A 22,097-nucleotide genomic window follows, 5' to 3' on the forward strand; every position below is an offset into this window, starting at 1 on the left:
CGTTTCCCACTCTGGCCGCCTTCCTCACCGGCCCCACCGGCGACTCTGCAACCCCACCACGGACACCGCCACCAGAAGGCAGGCGGTCCGGAGGGATCACCGCGTGGTGGACGTTCGCAGACGCACGCCCTCCAGCAGGCTCAACTCCCTGCCCCGCCCGTCAACCGGACCTGCTCAGGAGGACCGTTCTGCCGTGGGCGGCCAGTCGCGCCGGTAGCCCTCCTGAAGCGGACCACCAACGAGGTCGAGTACTTCCGTGGCGGCGTCGACCAAGCGGTTCGGCGCGCCTGTCTCACACGTCTGCCGGTAGCTGTCCAACAGGTGCGAGCCGCGTTCTGCGTCGGCCTCCAGCAGCCGCCGGGGCAGCCACTTGCCGCCACCCGTCCAGGCCCGGTGGTGGTCGAAGAGCAGGTCGGCTGTCTTGGCCAGAACGGTCCAGGCCGTGGCGAGGCGTTCTGCCGGGTCGGTGACCGTGCCCAGGTCGTCCAGCGCGTCGGTCAGCAAGTACCGTCCCGTCTCCACCGCCTTCGCGCCCAACGGCGGCGGCCCCTGCCGCAACTGCGCCTCGGCGAGGTCGCGTACCCGGGCGGCGTGGCCGTCCACGTCGACCAGCACGATCCCGGTGGCATACATGAACTGCATGATTCCGCGGCGGGACCGCGCGTCAGCGGCGAACACCTCATCGAGACCGTTGGCGGTGTGGACGAACAACTCCACCAAGCGCCCCTCGAACCTGATCGTCTCCCGGCGGGTCCGCTCGGGCTCGGGGAGGAGGACCGCGATGTCCAGGTCACTGGCCGCGGTGGCCCGCCCGGCGGCCGTTGATCCCGCCAGCACCGCGGCGAGCGCATGCGGGAAGCGCCCCGCCGCGATCCGGCGCGCCTGGTCGACAGGATCAGCACGCATGGGGGCAACCGTGCCACGGGACCGTCACCGTCCGCGAGAAGTTTTCCACCACGGCCGTCCATGAGACTCCCACGACAGTACAACCAGACCTGCCAGGGGCCTCGATCCCGCCCCACCTGTCCCGTCCCAGGGGGACACAACCCAAGAAACCGAGCGCTCCAGGCATACCGTGCAGCCACGCCGCTCCGGGGCCGGCCTGTTTCCCGTGGGAAAGCATCGGTCTTGGACCGTGACCGCCATCGTCCTGCCCTCACCGGTAACCGTGGGTAATCGGATGCCGAAAGCCGGTGACCCGGCTAGGTTGTGAAGCGGTTGCGTTACGCGCACACAGAAGCAAAGGAGTTCGATCGTGGCCCAGCGCCCGTCCCCGGTCCGGGGTATGCGTGATGTCCTGCCCGATGCCGCCGAGCGGCGTCAGCGGCTGCAGGCCACGATCCATCATGTCTTCTCCCGCTTCGGCTACCGGCCCATCGAAACCCCCGCCCTGGAGGACCTGCGATTCCTGGAATCGGGACAGGGCGGGGAGAACGAGAAGCTGATCTTCAAGACGCTGCGCCGAGGCCTGGCCCTCGACCAGATCACCGAGACCAGCGCACTGGCGGACGCGGGACTACGGTTCGACCTCACCGTCCCCCTGGCCCGCTTCTACGCCACCAACGCCCCCGAACTGCCGTCCCCGTTTCGGGCAGTGCAGATCGGCCCGGTGTGGCGGGCCGAGCGTCCGCAGCGCGGCCGCTACCGCCAGTTCACCCAGTGCGACATCGACATCCTCGGTGAACCGTCACTGCTGGCCGAGATCGAACTGCTCAGCGCCGGAAGCCAGGCGCTGGCCGCGGTCGGGCTGACAGAGTTCACCATCCGCCTCAACCACCGCGGGCTGCTCACCGAACTGCTGGGCGCCTGCGGTTTCGCCGCCGAGTCCCACCCGCGGGTGCTGATCGTGGTGGACAAACTCGACAAGATCGGCCCCGAGGGGGTGGAGCGCGAGCTCGCCCGGGACCGACACCCCACACCGGCGGTCTCGGCGCTGACCGAGGTCCTGGCCCAGGCCGACACGGCCACCACGTGCGAGCAGGTGGCCCGACTGCTGCCCCCAGGGGTCGCCGAGACCGCGATCGAAGAGCTGCGCACCATCACCGATGCGGTGGTGCTGCCCGAGACCGCACCCAAGGCCACACTGGTGCTGGACGTGTCGCTGGTGCGCGGCATGGGCTACTACACCGGGCCGATCTTCGAGGTCGCCGCCCCTGGACTGGGTTCTTCCATCGCCGGCGGCGGACGCTACGACGAGATGATCGGCCGCATCGGCGGACAGCACACCCCCGCCTGCGGGTTCAGCATCGGCTTCGAGCGGCTGGCCGAGGTGCTGGCCCCGGCCACGGTGGACCATGCCACCCGGCTGGCGCTGCTGTGGCGGGAGGAACAGGACCTCGGCGCGGTCGCCGCGCACGCGTTTCGACTGCGCGCCCAAGGCCACATCGTCGAGACGATCCGGGTCAGCGGCAGGGGCAAGGGCGTCTACAAGCGGCTGGGGGCCGCCGGTTTCGACCTGGTGGCCCAGGCTCTGGACGACGCCGAACCCCGTCCGCTGTCCACCTGAGGTGGCACGTGCCCGATGGGGTGATCTCCCGAAGCGGCTGCGCCGAAAGATCACCGACGCGCTCGGCGGTGAGGTCATCAAGGAGCAGTCCCAGACGGGCGGCTACACGCCCGGGCCCGGACGGTGAAGCGTTCGCCGGTGGGGTCCCGTCGAATACGGGGGTGTTCGGGAACGGGCGGTCGCCGATTTCCCCGACCGTTCCGGCGGCCCGCGCGGGGGCTCGGGCCGAGGGCGGGCGCGGGTTCGTCGTGGCCGCGGGAGTCGGTTTCGAGAGTTTTCTGCGGCGGCCGGTCGTGGTGGTGTTCGCGGTCGTGTGTCTGGGGTCGTGGCCGCACGTGGTGCTATCCCTGGGGTTCCTTCAGGCCGCGGCTGATGCGGACGCAGGCCAGTACGCCCGCCACGACGCCGACGGCCGTGAGGATGAGCGCGGCCTGTGTGACGGTGTCGGGCTGCCCCGCCACCGCGGCCTTGAGCATGGTCACCGCCCAGTAGCCGGGGGAGATCGGTGCGATGGTCTGCGCCCAGGCGGGCATCATCGCGATGGGGGCCAGGGCTCCGCCCAGTGCGCTCACGGTCAGTGCGCCGACGTCGCAGATGGCCGCGAGTTCGCCGTGGCTGCGGACGATGCTGGCCAGGGCCACGCCGATGGCCAGCAGGGTGAAGGACCACACGCAGACCGCGGCCAGGATCAGTGCGGGAGAGCCGGTGACCGGCATGTCCGCGACCTGGGATCCGAAGATGATGAGGATCATCTGCTGGGCGACCAGCAGCACGAAGACGGGCAGCACCTTGCCGATGAGCATTTCCACGATCGAGACCGGGGTGGCTCGCAGTCGGTTCCAGGTGCGCCATGTGCGTTCGGTCAGCAGGGCGGTGCCCACGACTGACAGGGAGAGGACGGAGAACATCACCAGCATGCCGATGACCGCCTGGGCTTCGCCGCCTCGGGGCAGTGCCGACTTGTAGAGCGGGCTGAAGACGAGCATGAGCACCATCGGCATGACCAGGTAGCTGATCAGGTGGCCGGGGTCGCGCAGTCGCAGTGTGGTGTTGTGGCGGGCCAGCAGGAGCAGGCGGTGGGGGAGGTTAGTGCGCATGGGCCACCGCCTGGTAGAGGTCGTCGAGGGTGGGTTGGCGCAGGTCGACCGAGCGCACGGGTTTGGTGGCGTCGACGAGCATCTGGGCGAGGGTGGTGGTGGGGTCGGTGGTGGGGACGCGCAGTTCTTCGTCGTCGAAGGAGAGTCGGACCTCTCCGGGCAGTCCGTGGAGTAGTTCGCCGGCTTCGCCGCGGGCGATGATTTGTCCTTGGCGTGCGACGGCGAGGCTGGCTCCCAGTTCGGTGAGTTCGGGGAGGTAGTGGGTGGTGTAGATGACCGTCGCTCCGGTGCGGGCGTGGTCATGGACCACTTTGAGGAGGGATTGGCGGGTTTCGGGGTCCACGCCGGCGGTGGGTTCGTCCAGGAGGAGGAGCGCGGGTTTGTGGATCATGGCCGCGGCGGCTTGGACTCTGCGTTGTTGGCCGCCGGAGAGGACGTCGACCCTGCGGTCGAGGAAGTCGGTGATCTGGAGGGCTTCGGCGATTTCGTCGGTGGCGCGGCCGAGTTCGCGTCGGCGCAGGCCTTGGAGTCCTCCGAACAGGCGCAGGGTCTCGCGGGGGGTGACGGTGGGGTAGAGGGCGATGTGCTGGGGGGCGATGCCGAGGCGGTGGCGGGCGCTGCGTGGGGGGGCGCCGTCGATGAGGACCTGTCCGCTGTCGGGGCGCAGGAGTCCGGAGACGATGTTGGCGAAGGTGGTCTTGCCCGCTCCGTTGTGTCCGACCAGTCCGACGATCTCGCCGGGGCGGGCGACCAGGGTGAAGTCGTCCAGGGCCTTGACGGGTCCGTACCTCTTGGTCAGGCCTAATGCTTCGATCATATTCCCATCATCATTCTGTACGCTGTATATAACCTTTCTCTACGGTGTAGAGTATGAGCGTGGGAAAGATAAATCAAGAAAGACGGGAAGAGATTCTCTCCGCCGCTTTGGACCTCGCGGAGAGCGACGGGCTCGCCGCCGTGTCGCTGCGGGCGATCGGAGCCAGGGTCGGACTGACCCCCATGGCCCTCTACGGCTACTTCGCGAACAAGGACGAACTCCTGGACTGGCTGGTCGGCCGCGTGCTGCGGGAGGTGCCCCCGCCCGATCCGGAGGCGTCCTGGCGCGAGCGGCTGCTCGCGTGCGCGCGGGGGGCCAGAGCGGCGGCGCACCGGTATCCGCGGACGTTTCCGCTGCTGCTGACCAGGCCCGTGGTCCTGCCGGAGGCGATGCGCGTGGTGGACCCCCTGTACGAGGCCCTGCTGGACGCGGGGATCCCGGACGAACGCGTGGCCGGCTGGGAGCGGATGTTCAGCACGTTCGTGCTGGGTTTCGCGGTTTCGGAGGTGAGCGGCCGCTTCGGGGAGGGCAACCTCGGCACGAAGGAGCGGCGCGATCGCCTGGGGCCCGGGGAGCTGCCGGCGCACCACCGCCTGGGAGAGGCGCTGGACCTTCCGGTCGACTGGGACGCCGAGTTCGAGGAGGGGCTGGCCAGACTGGTGGCGATGGTCGAGGAGGAGGGCGCGAGGGCCGGGTGAGAGGCGGGGTGTCCTTTCCGGCCCGGGCGATGTGCGCGAGACCCGACGCCTACGCGCTGCCGGTCAGGTCCAGTTCGTCGGCCCGGGACAGGATCGACGTGTGGACCCGCCGGAGGGAGTCCGACGGCTCGATACCGAGTTCGCCCGTGAGGTGGGAGCGGATCGCGTCGTAGACCTGGAGCGCCTCGGCTGTTCTCCCGCTGCGGTGGAGAGCGATCATGAGGTGTTCGCAGAGCCTCTCCCGCGAGGGGAAACGGGCGGTCATCTGGTAGAGCTCGCCGACGACCATCGCGTGCCTGCCGAGGTTCAGTTCGAGTTCGATGAGCCGTTCGTAGGAGGCGTCCCGTTCCTCTTCGAGCGCCCTGGCGGCCCCGAAGAGGGTGACCGACTCCGACATCTCGGGGAAGGCGTCGCCCCGCCACTGCTCCAGGGCCTGCCGGTACAGCAGGGTCGCGTTGTCGAGGTAGCCGCCGCGGTCCTGTCGCCTGGCCTGGGCGAGGAGGTTGCGGAAGTTCCACACGTCCAGGCTGTGGTCCTTGAGGTCGATGGAGTAGCCGTGGGGAAGGGTGGCGACGACCAGCGGGTCCGCGCCCGCGGCGGCCAGGTACTTCCGCAGCCGCGAGACGCTCACCTGCAGGGCGGTGGACGCCGTACGCGGACATCCCTCGGGCCACAGGGCGCTCTTCAACTGGTCGAAGGGGACCACGGAGCCGGCGTCCATGCACAGCCGGGACAGCAGCATGCGGAGCCGCAGCGCGGTGGGAGTGATCCTGGACCCGCTGTCGTCCAGGACTTCCAATGGGCCGAGCAGGAGAAACTGCACACTGAACCTCCTTCGGTTCGACAGGGGGCTGGAACCACTGGGAACCGGTCGGGGGAAGTGTCGTGGGGTGTCGAGGGCGGCGGTCCGTGCGGCCGGAGGGCCCGCCTACGGGGACGGGGCCGCGGCCTGCGTCTCGTCGCTCTGGTGGGCGGCCCGCACCAGGTGGGACTCCAGGAGGAACGGTATTCGGCCGAGGTCGGCGTGGGATATGTGCCGGGTGTCCACCGTCACCGAGAGTTCGGTGAACCGGTCGTCGGCGTCGATCTCCACGAAGAACTGCAGGTCGTGGGAGTCGTAGGCGCTGGTCTCCTCGATGTCGGTCTCGTCGAGCAGTTCCGTCAACCGCTCCGGTGGGGTCCCGGCGAGTGCGGGCGAGGTCCGCTGGTCCCTGCGCCGGTCGTTGACGCAGCAGGTGATGGCGATCCGGTGCCCTTGTTCGCGCTCCAGCGCGGCGATCGCCTCGTCGAGCCGGTCCGGGTCGTAGCGGGCATGGCGGTGCGCGCGCATCGCCGGGGCCCAGGAATCGCGCAGCACGCGGACCAGTCCGCCGCCGGGGCGCCCGGCCGCGAAGATGCCGTCCTGCGCCATGGGGCAGACGACGTCCGCGACGTCCGCGGTGCGGTTGCTGGCCACCACCTTCATGAGGGTCCCCGCGCCGTCGGTGTGGCGGGCCAGCACCATGGACAGTCCGGCGAGGAGGACCATCGCCGTGCTCACCCGGTGCCGCTCGGCGATGACGTGGGTCGCCGCGTGCAGCGCGGAGGAACGGAACCTCGTCGACCGGTAGCGGTGGCCGACCACCTCCAGGGCGGGGCCGGGGAACGCCGACTCGGGCGCGTCGCGCAGTACCCGGCGCCAGTATCGGATCGCCGCCTCGGATAGGGCCTTCCCGGCCTCGCCGGATTCGAATTCAGCGATCTCGATGAGTTCCGTCTCGCGGCCGCCGCCGGCGGGGGGTCGGCCCGCGGCCCGGTCGGCGACGAGTCGGCGTGCCCGTTCGACCAGGAGTCGGAGGCTCACGCCGTCGGTGGCGACGTGGGAGAGGGAGAGGACCAGGGCCCGGGGCCGGCCCGCGTGCACCAGGACAGCGACGCGGAGGGGCCAGTCCCGGGCCGGGTCGAAGGAGAGGGCTCCCAGGCGTGCGCTGATCCCCTCGACCAGGGCGAGCAGGTCGGCCTGGTCGCCCTGGTCGGTCTCGACGATCTGGACCGGGAGTGAGCCGGAGGACTCCGCGCGCTGCCTCAGCGTCCCGGTGTCGTCGGGCAGCAGGCGGGTGCGAAGCGTGACGTTGCTGTTCACGAGGTCGGTGATCGCCGCCAGGACCGCGTCGAGGTCCGCGCCCGGGGTGATTTCGAAGGCCTCCTGCATGTTGAACCGGTGGTGGTCCTCGGGGAACCACCGCAGGTGGCGCCATGCGGTCCGCTGTCCCCAGGTCGCCCGGCCCTCGCGGACCCGTTCACCGGTCACGGGGACCGTCGTCGTTCGCACGGTGGTCATGGCTCTCACCTTCGGCCTGGGTTCGGTCCGGCTGGGCGGCCCTGGTCGGGGCCGGGGGCCGCCCCTGACGGGGGTGGTCCGATCGGGCGGCGCTCGCGTTGCAGACGTGTCGCGGAGACAAGCCGCCCGCCGTCCACGACCACTTCCGCGGCGGACGGGTGGCTGAGGAACGCCAGGAGACTGGCGGTCATCCCGTAGGCGCCGACGTTGGGGATCTGGACCAGGTCGCCCACGCGCGGTAGAGGCAGGCGGGTGCCGCGCCCGAGGACGTCGACGGGTGTGCACAGCGGTCCCGCCAGGTGCACGGGCTCGTTTTTGTCCTCTGCCCGTTCGGTGGCCTCCAGTGGCACGGCGGACAGGGGCAGGAGCCGGCCCGTCGCCGACATGCCGCCGAGGCAGTTCACCCCGCCGTCCAGCACGGCGTACGTGCGGCCGTGGCTCTTCTTGACGTCGAGGACGCCGAGCACGAGGGTTCCGCAGCTTGCGGCCAGATAGCGTCCGGATTCCACGGAGATTCGCGGTGCGCCGTCGCGCCAGCCGGCCATGTGCTCGTCCAGGGCCGCGGTGAGCCGGTCGGCCAGGGATCGGTACACGGGCGGGTCCCCGGGGACGGCGAAGGGGGCGGCGAATCCCCCGCCGATGTCCAGTTGGTCGATCGGTACGCCCTGGGCGCGCAGGGCCGCCGCAGCCCTGAGGGTGCGGGTGAACTCCTCCAGGAGCGATTCCTCGTCCTTGGCGTTGGTCAGCGGGAAGAAGTGGAGGCCCCGCAGTGTGGTGCCCGGATGGTCCTGGACGGACTTCGCCAGGCCCGCGACCCTGGCGAAGTCCACGCCGAACTGGGAGGGGCCTCCGCTCATCCGCAGGCCGACTCCGCCGGCGGCTTCGGTCCCGTTCACCCGGATGAGGCAGCGCAGCCGTTGCCGGGTGCGTTCCGCGGCGCGCGCTCTGCGTCGGAAGTCCGTCTCCGACTCCACCGAGAAGGTCCGTACTCCCTCGCGGACGGACCGGTCGACGGCTTCCTCGCTCTTGCCCGGCCCGGTGTAGAGGCACTCGTCGAGGGGGAAACCAGCCGCCGCGGCGTCGGCGACCTCGCCCGGGGAGGTGACCCCGGCGTCGCATCCTTCGGCGCGTGCCGCGGCCGCGATGTCGGGATGCGGGTTGGCCTTGAGCGAGTAGTAGATGTGGGTGCCCGTGGGCAGGGCGGAGCGCAGGGAGGCGACGGACTCGCGTACGCGCCGCAGGTCGTAGAGGTAGAGGGGGGTTCCGAACTCGCGTACGAGTTTCGCGGTGTCAACCATGGGTGGGGCGTCCCCCGTCGTCGGCGCCGGGCGCCGGGGGCCGGCGGGTGGACGTCCGGTGGGCGTGGTTTCGTTTCCGCGGGGGCGTCGTATTCGCGTCGCGGCCCGGGTGTTTTCGCGGGCAGCGGGGACGGCACTCGCCGAGAACGGGAATTCCGGACGAATCAGGGGCTGCGGAAAGGACAACTCGAGAGTTGGGGGTGAAACTCTCCGGAGAGGAGATCAACATGGCGTGGAAGCGCTCCCACAAAGAATAAAAGCAAAGATTCCCGCGAAGCGCAACACAGCCCCACGGGGTTGACAAGAACACCTCTGAACTGGTCTTCTTCGAGTTCCGCCTAACCAAAAGACGCCCTGGGCACACGAAAAGCAAAGACGCGAGAGATCATGTTCACCTTTATACTCAGATGTTTTCACAGGACAGGGATAAGGCGGGGGCGAAGATTCTCTTCCCGACACCGGGCGGGGACGGACCACCACGCCGAAAATCAATCTCGGTCGATTCGACGAGCCGAATGTGGACAGCGTTCTTCCCGGTGTTTCGTTGACACGCGGCGAAGCCCTGGTATAAGCCGCACCGGTCCTCCTGGGATGTGAGTGTTCGGTTCTGCGGTGGACGACTCCGCCGCACCTCCAGCGGAGCCGAGGCATTCCACAGAACCCCCGGAAACGAGCCACCACCGGTTGCCGGTGGCCGGTCGAGGCGCCCCCGGCGCCGAGTCCGGACACGGCCCACCCACCCGCACCCTCCACGACGATGCCGCACCACAGGGCGCTGCCTTCCTGGAGTGACCGGTGTTCCTTCGGCCGATCCGCCCGTGGGGCCCGCCCGGACTCGGCGCCGGGGCGCCTCGACCAGGCGCCGCCACCCCGTGGGGCCCGCTCCGGATGGTTGGGGCGGAATACCTCGACCTCACCAGAGAAAGCGGCGGAACCGCACCCGCCGCAGAACCCGACCATCAAACCTCGATCAGCCGGACCAACAGGGGGAGGCGGGACAACTTGGTGGCGGGAGGAGTCCGACATCGACCAGTGGCGGGGAAGGCCCCCGCCGGCGGCTAGGAGGACCATGGCCGGTTCAGCGCGCTTCGGCCCGGACACGCCGCCGACCACCGTGGTCCACGACATCCTCGAGGAGGTCTCCAACCAGATCGTCGGTGAAGACGTCGGACGCTACGACGACGCCCGGGAGCGCCGTGCAGACCAGCGGCAGGCCGACCGGCGGATACGGCGGATCTGGGACCTCAAGCGAAACGTCGACCCGCGGGACCGCGAGGGCATGATCGCGCGGGAACTGGAGCGGGAGTTGCGCGTTCTGCGGGCGAGCTGATGGCGGACCACGCGGGGTTCCCTCTCGACGGAGACACCCCCGCTGCACGCTTCGACGGCCTCGGTCCGGGACAGGGTTCTCGGGGCAGCCGAGCACGGCGGCCAGCCGGTCGTCGTATTCTTGGGGGACAGCCTGGCGGCGGGCGGGTCCAGCTCTCCCGAGCGGCGGTCGGGGTGTCGTCCAGACCGGTCCCGGCGGGTTCCGGCCCGCCCACCCGAGTATCGGGAGTTCGCGCGAGATGCCGCCGGCCACGGAACAGACGGTGCGGGAGCGGTCCGCGATGCGCCTGGACCACGCCCACCGTGGGGGCGTCCCGCCGGTCATCGAGACCGCGCTCTTTGGGCCTGGCGGGTTTCGGGCCATCGCCGACCGGCTCGCGGCCTCGCCCGGACCTGGAATCCCCGAGGTCTCGTACCCGGAATTCCCGCGCCGGGCACGGCCGGGGCCCGCGACCGCATGGACAGGGCGCACCACTGCGGGAACCCGCGGGCAAGGGCCGGGACAGCACCAACGGCCACGGCGTCTACGACCGGATCCCCGGCACGCTGTCGGCGCCGGGACAGCATTCCGCCGTGCACCCACCACCGGCCGCAGCGACCCACCACTACGCCAAGGAACGCGGCCCCGACGGGTCCGAAGAGCCCCGAGCCGCCGCGGTGCTCGAACAGACGCGTGGAACCGGTCAGGGCCTCTTCGCCGCAGTGAGGCGACGAGTCGGCTGAACGCCTACCGGGAAGCATCGGAAACGATGCCGGAACGCGGTGGACCCACGACACCGCTGCATCCTCTTCCCCGCGCTCGGACGCCGCCCCGGCCGCCCCACCGCCTGCTCCGACACTCCAGGACCACACGACCGGCACAAACAACCCGACCCCGGGATGCGGTTCGTCATCGCCCCGGTCATCGAGGTAGTCGAGGAGCGGACACAGCCCCGCACCCCTGGACCGCGGAGCGGCGACGGGACCGTGCGCACAAGAAGACAGCGCCCCGGCAAGACACAGCACACGGCACCCCCCGAAACTCCACGCCCCGGCCCCCCTCAAACGAGGGGACCCGAACCCGACCGGACGCGTCCCACCGCTACCACCCGCAGGCATCCCGGACCCGTGCAACCGAATTCGTTCGCGCGGAGACCGACACACGCCCCACCGCCCCCGCGTCAGCCGACACAGCACCGAAACCGCAGCAGCCGGACGGTCGAGACCCAGGAGACAACATGGAAGCCCCCCGCGAGGAAACCGCCGCCGCGCCCCAACACCACAGGAGGAGACCGACCGAACCGGCAAAGACGCCACCCGACAACGCCCCGCGACCGAACACCCCGCGGGGCAACGCGATGATCATCGACACCGACATCGGCGGCGACCCCGACGACGCCATCGCCCTCACGGCGGCGGCGCGCTGCGTTCCCGAACTGGCGCTGGTGATCACCTCGGACGAGGTCGCCGACGCGCACGGGCACGGCCGGCGGGCACGCTTCGCCCGCTGGCTGCTGGACGCCCTCGGCCGCACCGACGTGCCGGTCGTGGCGGGCGCCGACCTCGGCAACACCCGCTACTACTGCGTAGAGGGCCTCACCCCCGATACCGTCCCGCACCAGGACACCGACGTCGTGGCCGCGGTGCGGGCCCTGGCCGCAGTCCGGCCCGGTCCGATCCGCTGGGTGGGCATGGGCCCCATGACCAACCTCGCGCGGTTGCTCGAGCAGGCCCCCGAACTCGCCCCGCGCCTGCGTATCACCCAGATGGGCGGCGCCCTGCGCTACCGCGACCCCGACCGGGCCGAGCACAACTTCCGGCTCGATGTGGCCGCGGTGCACGCCGTGTTCACGGCCGTCGCCGCAGGACACCTGCGCCTCCCGGAGTTCGTCACCTCCGAGATCACCTTCGTTGCCGACACCGAGGTCGACGCCGACCATCCGCTCTACCGCGGCCTGACCGAACCGGGCGCCCCCACCTGGGCGGGGCTGCTGGCCGCCCACCTGGACCGCTGGTTCGTCCGCTTCCACCCCGCCACCAAACAGCACGACGCCCTGGCGTTGAGCGCCGCACTGGGACTGCCCTTCGTCGACTCCGAGCCCATGCCCCTGGCTGTTGACCGCATCGGCCGCACCACCGCGGCCGGACACGGAACGCGCGTGCGTGTCAGCACCTCGGCCCACTACCCCGGGTTCATGTCCTGGCTGCGCGACCGACTCGACCCGGCTGTCGCACCGACCGGCCCGTCGCTGCCTCCGGTGAAGAGCTGACCGAGCAGCCGCCAGAGCGGACCCGACCCGGTGTCGACGTGTTGAACCGCGCCCGACAAACTCCACGGCGAGGGTCGGCAGGTCTACGAGGCGTCCCCGGGGATTCCTGGCCGGGAAACTCGTCTCCTCCAGCACTGACCGGGCCCGCGTGGACACCGCGATGGTCATCGCGGGCCCGAGCGAGGCGCTCGCCTCAGTGATCGTCGACCTTCGCCGGGAGGACGGGTCGACCGGAAGGTCCTCACCTGCGGAGACAGGGAGAGAGTAATCCCCATCGTGCTCGTCTGCTCCCCGGGCGGCTACATCCCGACCCCGCAGGGGAGACAACCCGTGCCGCCCATGGACGGCGGGGGGGAGGCCACCGACTGCGGGTGGGACCTGGAGTGCCCGGTCGAGGAGCGGGCCAGGCAGCCCCGGGTGAGGTCTTCCCCAACCCCCTCGACGACATCGCGACGGCCATCAACGGCTGTCGCCCGCCACGGGACGCAGCGCAGGCCAGCGGCCCGAGGTGGGGGCCGTGGTCTGATCCACCAACACCGCCAGCCAGTCCTTGTGCTGCGTCAGCCCTTGGGGGCCGGCGGTGGCGGCTCGGGGGGCGAGTCGCTCCCCAGTGGGCGCGGGCTTCTCGCGGACCATATCGGACCAGACGTATATGGCCTGCGAGGTCAGCGCGACGAACTCGTGGGGGCGGTCCCGCATGATGTCGTCGTAGCGGGGGGGAACTCGCGAAAGTCGTCGGGGCTGACCTGGCCCACGTGTCCGCCGTGCCGGTCGGTGATGGGCTCCAAGGCGTGTGACTTGCCTGCTGCCAACTGACCCCCAGTTGGACCATCACCGGCCGCTCACCTGCGGGGTAGGGCTCCACGTTCCCGAAGACCAGGGGCCGGATCTCTTCGTGGAAGATCTCTCGCAGGTCTTCTGCGTCGACGTCGAACTCGTTGGCCATACTCAGGCCCTCAGCTCGTCACGCAGCCGCAGAATGTGCTCGACCATCTGCTGGCGGCTCAGGCCCAGGTCGCTCTTCAGCTTCCACACCTCCTGCATGCGGTCCTTGACCTCCTGCTTGGCTGCGGTGTCTTGGGTCGCACGCGCCCTGCGCATCAGTACTCCGGCCACGTGGGCGGCGGTATCGTCGAGGATGCTTCGGATCACGTCATCGGGAGTCTGGTCGTCGTAGAGGATGTCCTCGTCCAAGCTCATGTCCCACTCTCTTTCCTCGGGGGCGTCGATGTGCACGACCTTGCCGTCACGCAGAGCGTAAGTGCCGGGTACGACAGGGGTTCCGTCGCTCAGCACGATGCCGGACCCGGTCACGGTCAGCTCCGTGAACGCCAGCACCGGCAAACCCTGGGTGAGGGCGATGACGGTGGGCTGGTCGACCAGCACTGCCATAAGCGTCCTGTGGTGCGTCAGGCCCTGGGGACCCTCATCGGTGGCGTCGGCGCGGGTCGCCCCCCACCGGGCACGTGCCTCGCGCACCCCTTGCTCTCGGACCGGAGTCAAACCCGCCTTGGTGAGGAGATCGGGCGGTACCAGGGCGCCGTCCGGGATGCCTGCGTCGGTGATGACGAGGATGCCGCTGGTGTCACGGACCCACGCCAGTTGCCTGCCGAGGGTGTCGCGCACCTGGTCCGATGGCAGGTACTGGACGGTGGCCGCCCCGACGGTTCGGGTTCCCAACCGATCCCCTTTGTGTCCGCATCCCTACACAAAAAGTGTAGGGATGCGGACACAATTTCGAGAGGGAATCACCCACGTTCGGGGACCGCAGTCTCACGGCCGCTCTCGAACCGCTCCCGGGGCCGTTCGGGCGCCGCGCCACTCCCGGACACCGTGCTTTCCTTGGAGGCCTGCACCGCCCGGCGGGCCGCCGGGTCCGGTGTCCATTCGGGGAGCTGTGCGGCATCCTCCATGGAGATCCCCGGCTTGGCTGCGGTTTGCAGCACCCGCTGCTCGCGAGCGGCCCGTTCGAGCTTTGTCTGCTCGGCGCGTGCCTGGGTCACGTCGACCTCGGCCGCCTCCTGATGCACGCGCGCAGCCGCCGACCGGGCCTGTTCCTGGGGTGAGCGCGTCGACCGGCTCGGCGCTGGCGCGGGTCCACCGCTGTGCCACTGCCCGGCGGGTGGTGTGACAGTGGACAGTAGATACGGCTCTGATCCAGTCTGTGTGAGGCCGCCGCGTTCTGTCACGGTGTGTAGAGGATGCGGCGGCGCGGCAGCTCGAGTCCGGCACGGCCGTCCCCGGCCCTTTTGAGCGCCTTGATCCGGCACACGTTGCCTTCCACACGGTCGGAGTTCCATTCCGGGGTGAGTCCGGTGGTCACCGCGTCGAAGTCCTGGCGCAGCCCGCGGGCGAGGCTCTGCACCGGCTGCCTCTCGGTCGCCTCGGTGCTGCCCAGCCACGTCTTCAGGTCCTGCCTCTTCTTCTCCCGCATCATCGTGGCGAAGGAGCGCACGCACTTAGCAACCTGCTCCAGCTGCGGATACCGGCTCAGCAGCTCCTTCAACCGCACCTCCTCTTCGGGCTTCAGTCGGCTGGGCGGGCTGGTGATCGGTCCGGTGGCCTGGCGGGCGGTCAGCGCCTCGGGCACCGGGGGTGCGGGCTTCCCGCTGGTCCGGAGTGGCTCGAGGTCGCCGGGTGTGTTCGCTGCCCTGGTAGCCCTGCTTGCGGATCTCCGTGCACAGCCGGACCGCGTCCGTGTATCCCTCGTTCCACCACTGGTGCGGGTAGGCCGGGTAGGGCTGGAGGAGGGTGGCCCGGTGTCCGTCGCCGGCGGGCAGGTCCTCCGGGTCGGGGCGTGCGCGTAGCGGCGGACGGTCCTGCGGTCGAAACCCAGGGCATCGGCGATCGCCGAGACACCCGGTCTCCTTGTCCGGCAGGGCGTGCACCGCGGCCTGGCGCTCCCGTCTCCGGCTGGCGCGGACCCCTTCCATCTCCGCCGGGGGCCAGCGCTGGCTCCGCTCCGGCGTCCGCGGGTTCGGAGGCCGGTTTCCATGTCCAGCAGGATCGTGGCGTGGACGTGGCCGCGTTTGAGGGCGAAGTCATCCACCCCTAGGACGTGGGGAACGCTGCTGGGCGGCTCGTCGGGCAGGGCGTGCAGGATCCTGATCAGGGAGTTCGGGTTGGTGGGGGCGCAGAGTGTGCGGGCCAGGCGGGCTCCGGGGCGTCCGACCAGCCAGAGCGCGACGGCCTCCAGTGCCCGGTGGTGGGGTGTGCGGCGGGTGTGGGGGGCGGGTGAGTCCGTCGACCTGTTCGGCGAAGGTGTGGCGTTCGCACGTGGTGCTGGCGCAGCGGAACCGGTGGATGCGCAGGTGGATGGTGGTGGGCTGGCCACTGATGGGGGGTGTCCTGGAGTCGGCGCTGGTAGTGGCCGTGGACGTGGGTGGAGACGGTTCCGCAGTCGGGGCACGGGGCCTGGCGGGTGGTCGTTGCGGCCTTGATGGTCAGCTCGCCGCCGCTGGCGGTCACGGCGTCCACACGGACATCACGCAGAGAACCTTCTACCGGAGACCTCACTCATTCCTGTGCATTGGGTCCCCGACAACGCTCAGCCGAGGCAGACCACCACAACCAACTTCGATACAGGCCCTAGCACGTCAGGGCGCACCCTGCGGAACAGGTCGCGAAACCGTTTCACCTTGTCCGCCCTGTTGCGGCGGGGAGTCGGCAGCTTTTCGAGAGCGTGGCGGTGCGGGCCGTGCATGCCGATGACCCGGACCAGGCCGACGTCGCGGAAGGAGCGCATCTGCTCGACCGTGCCGTCCAGCCATTCGCTGCCGGTGCCGGAGTCGGGGCGGTGCAGAAGTACACGTCAAGGTGGTCGGCGCCGACTCCGGTGTTCACCGGTGGGAGCAGGTGGTTGTCCCAAGAGCCACTGGTCATCGGTATCGCCCCCAGTTCACCAGAAGAACCAGAGAAGCGCAGAAAACGCAAAGAAGACTGCGGACAGCACGGCCAGGGCCACAAGGTTGAAATATGGAAGGGTCCTGACACCGGCCCCGGGACTTTCGTTCCGGAAACTACCTTTCTTGTCCTGAAGATACCTGTTCAAGACCTCCGCGCAGCGCCGATTGCTCGGAAACCCGAAGAACGCTCCCGCCAGTGACGGCGCAAGGCCAACACAACTGTAGCGTTCCCCCGAAGTCAGGACTACCTCCATGTGTGGCCCCGCCTCGGCCTTCTTCACCAGTCGAATCGGAATTATCTTCTTGCGGAAGATGTTCTTCACAAGAACCTCTTCTCCCCGGATCTCGACGCAGGTGAAGAGGGTTATTTTGAGTACCCACCAGCACACAACTACGGAGAACAGGGGAGCTCCCACCCACCCTCGAATATCGAGAACCCCGCCTTTATCCATCCCTGCCAGGATGAGGACCATGATGAAGGAGGAAGCCAGCATGGCAAGGGCGACCCCGAAGGCTGCCAGCCAACGGTTGCGGAGCACGATCCTGCCAGTCAAGAGAACACCTTGATCTTGTCGGGGGAACATTCAGTAAAACTGGATTTTTAGCACAACTGGCAAGTGGGACGACCATTGTGAGTGCACTACACCAACCAGGGTGCATTGCACCATAGTATCTGTGACAGGTCCTGCCAGGAACCCAGGAACGGCAGGAGGACTCCCCAGCCCAGAGGATGTCCAAAAAAGGTGATGCTGGTAGCTGGTTCAGACAGCGCAGCAGAGTAAGAGTGTGTTTGAGAAGGGCGGGTAACCCTCCGAGCGCTTTGCTCTTACCTGGCCCGGCGGCCCACGCAGTTGGCCGTCATGACGTGAGAACCGACCTTCCCCTGGCCTAGTACTCCGGTTGTAGTTCTGATTCGTCATGGTTCGCGGGTTGCTTGTCTGCGGTGATGGCATTGGCGAGCGCGGGCTTGGTGGCGGCGTCTGAACAGCGACCAGCCCGCCAGACGGCCGGGATCGGGGGGCACCGCGAACAGCGTGTTGAACAGATGGTGGATCTCGTTGCAGGTCAACGCGGTGAGTGTGCTTGTCGTGGGGTTCTGGTGGCGGTCGGCGGCGGCCAGCACCGCGAGGAAGGCGTAGGCGAGCACCGCGAACAGGCTCCAGCGATGCCACGGGCACCAGGTGCGCACCTGGTGCCCGTCCAGCCCGGCCAGGCCCCTGCCCTGCTGGAAGCATTCCTCCACCGCCCACCGGCGTCCGGCCACCGCCACGAGCCGGGACAGCGGCACCGGATCAGGCGCGTAGCAGCGGTAGAACGCCAACTCGCCCGTGGCGCGGTGGCGGCGGATCAGCGCCCACCGATGCCCCTCGGGGGCGGGTTCGGCGTCGACCGGCGCCCAGTCGTGGCACCGCTGCCCTTTGGCTCCGGTCCCGGCCGGGAGGCGCTGCCATGCCCGGCGGGGGACGAGCGCGGCCAGGTCGGCGGCCGTGGCCGGGCCACCCGCCAGCCCAAGACGTTCGCGGCGGGGCACGGCCGGCACATAGCCGAGGCGGCGCTGCTCCAGTTCACGGCGAAGGCGCGGGTTCTGTCCGTAGACCTCATCGGCGGCCACCCACCGGGCCGGTGTCCCCGCGTCCAGGGCGTCGGTGATCATCTCCCCCGCCCACTGCGGTTGGGTGGCGAAGCCGACGTGGTCGGGCAGTCGGTCGGGGTCATCGGTACAGGAGGCGGGCAGGTGGAGACGGTGGTCGATCAGGGCGTGTCCGGCCCGGGTGGCATAGGCGAGGTAGACCGCGACCCGGGCGTTCTCCACCCGTCCGGCGGTGCCGGTGTACTGGCGCTGTAGGCCCACCGTTGCGGTGCCTCAGATCGCCGGTCTCGTCCGGGACCAGCACCACGTCTTGGGTGCCCAGGCGGGTCATCACGGAGGAACGCAGATCCTCGCGGAGCCCGTCGTCGTCGATCGAGGCGCGCGAGAGCAGAAGCCGCATGCGGTAGGGGGTGGTATGGCCGGCGTGTTCGGCCAGGGTCCAGCAGTTCTTCCGCGGCAGCGGGGCGAGCAGCCCGCGGATCAGGGCCTTGGCGGTGTCACGGATCTCGGGGCGGGCCAGACGGACCGAAATCGTGTGGATCAGGTCGTTGAACCGGTCTCGCCACCGCTGTGACGCTACGCTGAGGCCAGCGGCCACCGCATGGTTCTTCGTTGTCTTCACCACCACCGATGATCACGCGGTGGCCGTCCGCGTGTCCGGGAAACAACCCAGATCAGGAACTACAACTGGAGTACTAGGTGGAAGAATGACTCCTTTCTATTCTGCAAAAAATGTGGGTATCAATTTGAGATTCGGAGAGATGTTGCGCCGTCCGTTTTGACATAGAATTGAAGCGCACCGTCGGCCCAATGTTGCTCACCATTGGGGATTCGGCGGAAGAAAAGCGTAGCTAGGTGCCCCTTTTGTGCGCAAGAGGGGGGTGTCGGCTCAGTTGGAAGCCGACACCCCAGATTGGGGAAAAATGAGAAAACTTCTCATAGTGCTGTGGTTTCTGTTTCTCTGTTTCTCTTTCTTGTACTCTCGGGATATTGCTGAGCCGATATTCGATGAATATTTCGGTGGCGCGGTTGCAAAATTCCTTGCTGTTCTTGTTGGGGTCCTTCTGGTTTCTATTGCGGCGGCTGGACTGTCCTATAGCATAGTCACTTCCAGGCGAGAAAAAGAAAAATAAATTTTCTCCGGTTTGGGGAAGTGAGTTCCGGGATATGTTCAGCGGGGAACAAGCGGACTTTTCGTCGTGCTTCGCGGAGTTGAAGGACCAGCACCGCTCGGACGAGTTCGCCGGATGCGGGCAGCCCGGGGGCTGCACTGCTCCCAGCGGCGCCTCGGAGGCTCACAGCAGTTCCTCATCCGGGCAGGTGACCACATGCACGTTCCTCTCACGCCGACGGTTGGTCCGCACCAGGTTTTTTGGAGGCTGGGAACCAACGCATCGACGGATGTCGGTTCGGGATTGTGCTGGTAGAAGTCAGCTTCGGACTCCGCTGGCGGGACCAGTCCGGTCTCGCCGTGCAGGCGGCGGTGGTCGAACCAGTCGACGTACTCGGCGACCGCGAGTTCCAGGTCGTCGATGTTCTTCCAGGGCCTGCGGTTGCGGACCAGTTCGGCCTTGAACAGGGAGTGGAACGCCTCGGCCAGGGCGTTGTCGTAGGAATTCCCGGTGGTGCCGACCGAGGCCACCGCGCGAGCCTCGGCCAACCTTCGGGTGGAGCGCACCGCGAGATACCGCACGCCGCGGTCGGAGTGGTGAATCAGGCCGTCGACGCTGCGGCCGACGTGCTCGCGGCTTCCCAGACCCGTCTCCAGCGCGTCCAGGGCCGGGTCGGTGCGCAACGACGTCGACACCAACCCGGCCACCACGCGGCGGGAGAACACGTCAATGACAAGGCGGCGTAGCACCATCCGTAAAGGGCGCGCAGGTGGTGTCGGCCACCCACAACCGGTCGGGCGCGTCCGCGGTGAAGGAGCGCCCCACCAGGTCCGGGCGCACCTCGGCGGCCGGGGACGGCACGGTGGTGCGCGGCCCCTTGGCGCGGCTGATGCCGCGCAGCCCCGCGGCCTTCATCAACCGCTACACGGTGCAGCGGGCCACGCGCCGGTCCTGGCGGTTCAGCTCGGCGTGCACCTTCGCGATCGCCTCACTGGTGGCCGCATCGGTACACGAGCGGGCCGAAGGCGGCCGGGTTTTGGCCGCGTAGTAGGCGGACGAGCCGACCCGCGACACTGCGCGGATCGGCTCGACCCGAACTCGGCGCGGTGGGCGTCGATGAAGGCGACTACCTGATGTGTGGGCGGTCGAGCCCTGCGGCGAGAAAAGCCGACGCGGACTTGGGGATCGCGTTGGCCCGCCGCAGTTCACGTACCTCGCGTTCGAACTCAGTGATGTAGTGGGCCTGGTCGGTGGTGGTGCCGGGACGGTTTCCGGCATCGACCTCGGCCCGGGCCACCCAGGTGCGCAGCGTCTCACGGTTGATGTCCAACCGGTCGGCGATGCGGGCGATTCACCCCAGGGCGTGTGGCCGGATCGCGGCCGGGTATCCACCGTCATCCGGGTCACGCGTTCGCGCAGCTCATCGGGGTATCTCCTCGATGCTGCCATGACTCTCATCCTTCCCAGGAAGGAAAGCCTCCATCACACCCGGTACGGAACACTGTTCTGCCATGCTCGACGTTGGCCGTCCCGTGGTCGCTTACCTGGTCCGCCTGCTGGCCGCCCACCGCCGCGCTCTTGGCACGCCCCGCCGGCCCCGGGCACTGACTCCGGTTCGCCAGGCACTGCTGGTGCTGCGCCGTTTCCGTGACGACAGCCGCATCACCGCCCCGGCCCGCGACCACGCCGTCAGCCGGGCCACCGCCTACCGGTAGGCGCACGAAGGCACCCACGTGCTGGCCGCCCAAGCTCCCCAGTTGCGCCAGGTCCTGGACGAACTCCGCGACCAGGGCAGGTCCCCGGTCATCCTGGACGGCAAGGTCTTCGCCACCACCCGCTGCACCCAACCCAACGACCGCGGCACAGACGTGTGGTACTCGGCGCACAAGCACCACCATGGTGCGGGCGTGCGGTTCCTCGCCGATGCCGCCGGCCATCCGCTGTGGGCCTCTGAGGCCGTGCCGGAGTCCCACGGTTCGGCCTCACCGCCGCACGCACCCACGCCCTGCCGCTGCCGCGGTGTGCGGCCGCCCACGAAGGCCTGGTCGTGTCGGCCGACGGCGGCCACGACGAAGCCGGAGTAGGCATCCACATCCCCGATCCGGGCTTTCCGGGAAGTGTCGTAGGCGCGCATGCACACCGACAACCGGACCGACAACCAACTGCTGCGGGCCCTGCGCGCGGTGGGCGAACGCGCCATGGCCGTACTGGTCGGCCGCTACACCGCGCTGCGCCGCATCAGCCTCAGCCCCTCTGTGGTCGGCCGCATCGTCCAGGCCACCCCGGCCCTCCACCGCTACGAACACTCAATTCGATGAGAAAACCTCAGTGGACGCGGTTTTGTGGTGAGAACCGTTCCACCAAGGCTTCACGCCTGCCAGGAGTCAAGGCCCACTCACTGTCTTACCGAAATTCGAGTCATTTAGTCGGAAAATCTTAACGAGATCAATTCAGTCATTCCCCTTCAACCAGAAGTCCTCTTTCCACCAATACATGAGAGTCTTATCTCGAGGATAAGGAAGAGAATCCAAATTCTCCCCAAAATAATCTACATCCAGATCTATCGGACGCCACCCAAAAGCAGTACACTCATACTCTACAGGTTTTCTTGTAAACTTGACAAGATTTTCCTTACATGCACCAAATTCCAGAAAATTCTTTTGCGCCTCAACAAGCGAAACGCCGTTCGCCCCTCCAACAAAGCACGGCCAACGAAGTTGGACTAAATCATCTTCCCAGAGGCATATGGGACATATCTCATGGGACCCGGGCCCCTCCGAATAGACCTTGCAACCGCAGCACGGGCAAGGAAATTTTTCCCCGGCACTCATCTACCGACCTCGAATCCCCCCTGCCTCTCAAAATACGAAACCGCATTTTCTCCTGCATTATAATAGGCAACGATCCCCCTTTCGCTCTTGACGCCAAATTCCCCACTTTCTTCATCGAGGCAGTAAGTCGTACCATCGACGGCCCTCGTCCGAACTCCAGGCCTAAGCCCATCACAGTCACACATCAAGTCTTCTGCGGCTCTCTGGTATTCAATCTGCGTCTCAAACCCCATCTCTTCTCCATGTTTTCTTTAGTGGTTGTCCAAATTCGCCTGACTGGTCCAGCTGCAATTGTGGTTAAGTACAGGCGTGGCCCCTGCCAGCGCATAGTACGTGTGCTGGTC

Annotated in this window: 22 protein-coding genes, 1 pseudogene and 1 other annotated feature; of the genes and pseudogenes, 8 read left to right on the top strand and 15 right to left on the bottom strand. The window is 68.2% G+C overall.

The genetic code is table 11. The features are described from left to right. Positions 1-174 precede the first annotated feature (174 nt). Positions 175-906, bottom strand: coding sequence for a nucleotidyltransferase domain-containing protein (locus NI17_RS09555; protein WP_119268101.1), 732 nt, complete (start codon positions 904-906; stop codon positions 175-177). Positions 907-1,255: 349 nt separating this feature from the next. Between NI17_RS09555 and hisS the strand changes: the two genes are divergently transcribed. Next, positions 1,256-2,506: a histidine--tRNA ligase gene (gene hisS, locus NI17_RS09560; protein WP_119268102.1), complete on the top strand. Its 1,251-nt coding sequence runs from the start codon at positions 1,256-1,258 to the stop codon at positions 2,504-2,506. Positions 2,507-2,847: 341 nt separating this feature from the next. On the opposite strand, the gene NI17_RS09565 is transcribed toward hisS, so the two are convergent. Both NI17_RS09565 and NI17_RS09570 read right to left on the bottom strand, forming a co-directional pair. Beyond that, the gene (locus tag NI17_RS09565; protein WP_068694031.1) at positions 2,848-3,603 is read right to left on the bottom strand and encodes an ABC transporter permease; all 756 of its coding nucleotides are present in this window, start codon (positions 3,601-3,603) and stop codon (positions 2,848-2,850) included. Further along, on the bottom strand, positions 3,593-4,420 hold the full coding sequence (locus NI17_RS09570) for an ABC transporter ATP-binding protein (RefSeq protein ID WP_068694033.1): 828 nt from the start codon (positions 4,418-4,420) through the stop codon (positions 3,593-3,595). The genes NI17_RS09565 and NI17_RS09570 overlap by 11 nt, the downstream gene beginning before the upstream one ends. A gap of 53 nt (positions 4,421-4,473) precedes the next feature. Here NI17_RS09570 and NI17_RS09575 point away from each other — a divergent pair, with 53 nt between their 5' ends. After that, a complete protein-coding gene (locus NI17_RS09575; protein WP_068694035.1) occupies positions 4,474-5,118 on the top strand; it encodes a TetR/AcrR family transcriptional regulator in 645 nt (214 codons plus the stop codon). A 49-nt stretch (positions 5,119-5,167) separates the two neighbouring features. On the opposite strand, the gene NI17_RS09580 is transcribed toward NI17_RS09575, so the two are convergent. The 3 genes from NI17_RS09580 to NI17_RS09590 all read right to left on the bottom strand — a co-directional run bounded on the left by NI17_RS09580 (position 5,168) and on the right by NI17_RS09590 (position 8,736). Beyond that, entirely contained in the window at positions 5,168-5,941 is a 774-nt protein-coding gene (locus tag NI17_RS09580; protein ID WP_068694037.1) for an AfsR/SARP family transcriptional regulator, read from the bottom strand. Between the two features lie 105 nt (positions 5,942-6,046). Beyond that, positions 6,047-7,438, bottom strand: a complete 1,392-nt coding sequence (locus tag NI17_RS09585; RefSeq protein ID WP_068694039.1) for a condensation domain-containing protein — start codon at positions 7,436-7,438, stop codon at positions 6,047-6,049. A 5-nt stretch (positions 7,439-7,443) separates the two neighbouring features. Then, entirely contained in the window at positions 7,444-8,736 is a 1,293-nt protein-coding gene (locus NI17_RS09590; protein WP_068694041.1) for an alanine racemase, read from the bottom strand. Between the two features lie 1,069 nt (positions 8,737-9,805). Between NI17_RS09590 and NI17_RS09595 the strand changes: the two genes are divergently transcribed. Further along, on the top strand, positions 9,806-10,066 hold the full coding sequence (locus NI17_RS09595; RefSeq protein WP_068694043.1) for a magnesium transporter CorA family protein: 261 nt from the start codon (positions 9,806-9,808) through the stop codon (positions 10,064-10,066). Between the two features lie 1,216 nt (positions 10,067-11,282). Beyond that, entirely contained in the window at positions 11,283-12,314 is a 1,032-nt protein-coding gene (locus NI17_RS09600; protein ID WP_084012884.1) for a nucleoside hydrolase, read from the top strand. A 948-nt stretch (positions 12,315-13,262) separates the two neighbouring features. On the opposite strand, the gene NI17_RS09605 is transcribed toward NI17_RS09600, so the two are convergent. From NI17_RS09605 to NI17_RS09630, 6 genes and pseudogenes are all read right to left on the bottom strand, one after another. Next, positions 13,263-13,994: a hypothetical protein gene (locus NI17_RS09605; protein WP_234402157.1), complete on the bottom strand. Its 732-nt coding sequence runs from the start codon at positions 13,992-13,994 to the stop codon at positions 13,263-13,265. A gap of 68 nt (positions 13,995-14,062) precedes the next feature. Beyond that, entirely contained in the window at positions 14,063-14,344 is a 282-nt protein-coding gene (locus NI17_RS09610) for a hypothetical protein (RefSeq protein ID WP_068694047.1), read from the bottom strand. A 155-nt stretch (positions 14,345-14,499) separates the two neighbouring features. Continuing rightward, a complete protein-coding gene (locus tag NI17_RS09615) occupies positions 14,500-14,904 on the bottom strand; it encodes a transposase (RefSeq protein ID WP_068694048.1) in 405 nt (134 codons plus the stop codon). A gap of 1,308 nt (positions 14,905-16,212) precedes the next feature. Continuing rightward, positions 16,213-16,773, bottom strand: a complete 561-nt coding sequence (locus tag NI17_RS09620; protein WP_068694053.1) for a hypothetical protein — start codon at positions 16,771-16,773, stop codon at positions 16,213-16,215. A gap of 362 nt (positions 16,774-17,135) precedes the next feature. Beyond that, positions 17,136-18,408, bottom strand: a pseudogene (locus NI17_RS09625) (IS701 family transposase). 573 nt (positions 18,409-18,981) lie between these two features. After that, positions 18,982-19,617 (bottom strand): integrase core domain-containing protein, encoded by a 636-nt coding sequence (locus NI17_RS09630; RefSeq protein WP_199860205.1) that lies wholly within the window; start codon positions 19,615-19,617, stop codon positions 18,982-18,984. 77 nt (positions 19,618-19,694) lie between these two features. Between NI17_RS09630 and NI17_RS09635 the strand changes: the two genes are divergently transcribed. Beyond that, positions 19,695-19,970, top strand: coding sequence for a hypothetical protein (locus tag NI17_RS09635; protein WP_211329493.1), 276 nt, complete (start codon positions 19,695-19,697; stop codon positions 19,968-19,970). Positions 19,971-19,978: 8 nt separating this feature from the next. Next, positions 19,979-20,091, bottom strand: a sequence feature (AL1L pseudoknot). Here the strand turns inward: NI17_RS09635 and NI17_RS09640 are convergent. Further along, positions 20,049-20,273, bottom strand: a complete 225-nt coding sequence (locus NI17_RS09640) for a transposase (protein WP_084012888.1) — start codon at positions 20,271-20,273, stop codon at positions 20,049-20,051. It overlaps the preceding feature by 43 nt. A 160-nt stretch (positions 20,274-20,433) precedes the next feature. Here NI17_RS09640 and NI17_RS09645 point away from each other — a divergent pair, with 160 nt between their 5' ends. Genes NI17_RS09645 through NI17_RS09655 form a run of 3 tightly spaced genes read left to right on the top strand, consistent with a single transcriptional unit; the run spans position 20,434 to position 21,240 of the window. Continuing rightward, on the top strand, positions 20,434-20,637 hold the full coding sequence (locus NI17_RS09645; RefSeq protein WP_068694057.1) for a hypothetical protein: 204 nt from the start codon (positions 20,434-20,436) through the stop codon (positions 20,635-20,637). Between the two features lie 18 nt (positions 20,638-20,655). After that, positions 20,656-21,006, top strand: a complete 351-nt coding sequence (locus tag NI17_RS09650) for a hypothetical protein (RefSeq protein ID WP_119268103.1) — start codon at positions 20,656-20,658, stop codon at positions 21,004-21,006. 48 nt (positions 21,007-21,054) lie between these two features. After that, positions 21,055-21,240, top strand: coding sequence for a hypothetical protein (locus tag NI17_RS09655; RefSeq protein WP_119268104.1), 186 nt, complete (start codon positions 21,055-21,057; stop codon positions 21,238-21,240). 132 nt (positions 21,241-21,372) lie between these two features. Here the strand turns inward: NI17_RS09655 and NI17_RS24675 are convergent, their stop codons facing one another. Next, positions 21,373-21,753, bottom strand: coding sequence for a CPCC family cysteine-rich protein (locus tag NI17_RS24675; protein ID WP_119268105.1), 381 nt, complete (start codon positions 21,751-21,753; stop codon positions 21,373-21,375). Then, on the bottom strand, positions 21,750-21,986 hold the full coding sequence (locus NI17_RS09660; protein ID WP_243597671.1) for a PH domain-containing protein: 237 nt from the start codon (positions 21,984-21,986) through the stop codon (positions 21,750-21,752). Before NI17_RS09660 ends, NI17_RS24675 begins: the two co-directional genes overlap by 4 nt. Between the last annotated feature and the right edge of the window lie 111 nt (positions 21,987-22,097).

This window comes from Thermobifida halotolerans, from assembly GCF_003574835.2.
In the GTDB taxonomy this organism is placed as follows: domain Bacteria; phylum Actinomycetota; class Actinomycetes; order Streptosporangiales; family Streptosporangiaceae; genus Thermobifida; species Thermobifida halotolerans.

Excerpts from the sequence above, each read along its gene's own strand:
- NI17_RS24675 (WP_119268105.1), bottom strand. The coding sequence starts at position 21,753 with ATGAGTGCCGGGGAAAAATTTCCTTGCCCGTGCTGCGGTTGCAAGGTC.
- NI17_RS09595 (WP_068694043.1), top strand. The coding sequence starts at position 9,806 with ATGGCCGGTTCAGCGCGCTTCGGCCCGGACACGCCGCCGACCACCGTG.
- NI17_RS09655 (WP_119268104.1), top strand. The coding sequence starts at position 21,055 with ATGCACACCGACAACCGGACCGACAACCAACTGCTGCGGGCCCTGCGC.
- NI17_RS09590 (WP_068694041.1), bottom strand. The coding sequence starts at position 8,736 with ATGGTTGACACCGCGAAACTCGTACGCGAGTTCGGAACCCCCCTCTAC.
- NI17_RS09555 (WP_119268101.1), bottom strand. The coding sequence starts at position 906 with ATGCGTGCTGATCCTGTCGACCAGGCGCGCCGGATCGCGGCGGGGCGC.
- NI17_RS09660 (WP_243597671.1), bottom strand. The coding sequence starts at position 21,986 with ATGGGGTTTGAGACGCAGATTGAATACCAGAGAGCCGCAGAAGACTTG.
- NI17_RS09570 (WP_068694033.1), bottom strand. The coding sequence starts at position 4,420 with ATGATCGAAGCATTAGGCCTGACCAAGAGGTACGGACCCGTCAAGGCC.
- NI17_RS09585 (WP_068694039.1), bottom strand. The coding sequence starts at position 7,438 with ATGACCACCGTGCGAACGACGACGGTCCCCGTGACCGGTGAACGGGTC.
- NI17_RS09575 (WP_068694035.1), top strand. The coding sequence starts at position 4,474 with ATGAGCGTGGGAAAGATAAATCAAGAAAGACGGGAAGAGATTCTCTCC.
- NI17_RS09600 (WP_084012884.1), top strand. The coding sequence starts at position 11,283 with ATGGAAGCCCCCCGCGAGGAAACCGCCGCCGCGCCCCAACACCACAGG.
- NI17_RS09645 (WP_068694057.1), top strand. The coding sequence starts at position 20,434 with ATGCTCGACGTTGGCCGTCCCGTGGTCGCTTACCTGGTCCGCCTGCTG.
- NI17_RS09565 (WP_068694031.1), bottom strand. The coding sequence starts at position 3,603 with ATGCGCACTAACCTCCCCCACCGCCTGCTCCTGCTGGCCCGCCACAAC.